Origin of the sequence: Microcystis sp. LE19-41.2A (assembly GCF_027530405.1) — a bacterium.
Taxonomy (GTDB): domain Bacteria; phylum Cyanobacteriota; class Cyanobacteriia; order Cyanobacteriales; family Microcystaceae; genus Microcystis; species Microcystis aeruginosa.
The window spans coordinates 1-1,385 of the sequence record NZ_JAPZQJ010000340.1; the positions used below are offsets into that span (position 1 = coordinate 1).

The 1,385-nt window shown below is 35.6% G+C and carries 3 protein-coding genes and 1 pseudogene; all 4 read right to left on the minus strand.

Features of this window, described 5'->3' with window-relative positions; translation table 11 throughout:
• Positions 1 to 116: 116 nt before the first annotated feature.
• A complete protein-coding gene (locus O9290_RS13980; protein WP_288056557.1) occupies positions 117 to 314 on the minus strand; it encodes a PIN domain-containing protein in 198 nt (65 codons plus the stop codon).
• A gap of 2 nt (positions 315 to 316) precedes the next feature.
• Entirely contained in the window at positions 317 to 559 is a 243-nt protein-coding gene (locus O9290_RS13985) for a hypothetical protein (RefSeq protein WP_002760184.1), read from the minus strand.
• A 193-nt stretch (positions 560 to 752) separates the two neighbouring features.
• Positions 753 to 929, minus strand: a pseudogene (locus O9290_RS13990) (tetratricopeptide repeat protein); the annotation flags it as partial.
• A 23-nt stretch (positions 930 to 952) separates the two neighbouring features.
• Positions 953 to 1,180 carry a hypothetical protein gene (locus O9290_RS13995; RefSeq protein WP_002760185.1) on the minus strand — a complete coding sequence of 76 codons (228 nt, stop codon included), beginning with the start codon at positions 1,178 to 1,180 and terminating at the stop codon, positions 953 to 955.
• Positions 1,181 to 1,385 lie beyond the last annotated feature (205 nt).

Consider the following 1,385-nt stretch of genomic DNA (forward strand, 5'->3'; position numbering starts at 1 on the left):
CTCCAGCTACATCAAATGTTCCAAAAAAATATAGAAGAGTTAATGCAAATTAGCCGCTATCGGTTGAAGGATTACATCAAAGGACAAAGAGCGATATCGCTTGCCCTATCTACCTTCTAGCTCGCTTGTCCCCCTCTCAGCATAATAGTTCCTCTAGATGAAGCATAGTTCAGTATCTCATCAATAATGTCATCTGTCGTTATTAGCTGATCATTGATACAATTATGAGCATAATTAAGCGCGATTTGATGCCAGTCATCTTTAGGGTTGAGTAAAGCGATCCAATAAAAGGTGTCGGCAAAAATTTGCTTCATAGTTAATGTTTAGGAGTGCCGTAAATATAATGATCATGTTGTTCTGCACTATCGGTTGGTAAGGTATCTAAAATTTCTTGAGGAATATCAGCAGTGAGTTCTTCTATAAATTGTGCAAAAGGTTTAGATTGTTCTTGCGATCGATTATGTTTGATTTTGGCTAATAATAAAAAGTCAAAAACTTCTTCTATTACCTCATCGGATACTGTTTCAATTTCATGAATTAGTTGTTCTTTGATAGTCATAATTTTACCTTTGTAAGTTCTTCAAATATAGCCTATATCAGTTATCAGTGATTAATTCAATTATAGTCCATCCCATAATCCCATAATAAGTCTAAACTATGATTTGAATGATTGAATGAATACTATGATTGTGTTGTATTCAGCAAGTCTTCATCAATAATCAATCATAGTCCATCCCACACATAAATCACAGTTAAGACGATGGATGTTGCTGTTGTCGCAGCCTTTGTAAATTTTCCCGACTCTTAACAGTATTAGGATGATTCTCCCCTAAAGCTTGCTCGGCAATTGCTAATGCTTGTAAAAAGAGCGGTTCAGCTTCTTCATACCTTCCTTGAGATGAGTATAATTCTGCTAAATTGGTGAGGGAAGTTGCTACATATTACTGTAACATTAGGGTTTTTGAGTTTGCTCACGCCAAAGTACCACTTTTTCATAAAGACTAGCAACAGTTTCATCAGCAAACAGATTATGTTTAATTTCTAGATAGTCAGTTGGTTTCCAAAAGGTATCACTCCTAAAGATGGCAGCTTTGGCGATACCCATTCGTTCGTTTAGAATTTCAATAGCTTCACGATGCAATTCAGTGTTACGAGGTAAACTAGGGAAGTCAATTTTCATGATTTATCTCCTGATTCAGTCATTAGTAAAATAAATTCGACAGGATTACATATACGCATTATACCTGGCTCTTCGGGAATTGTTATGCAAATAATTAACTTAAAATAAAATTCGATGAGAGCGCCTACGCTCAAAAGTAGCTGAAATCCATACAGGGAAGGACTTAAGGCACAAACAGGTTAATACCAAAAGATAGACAATTGAG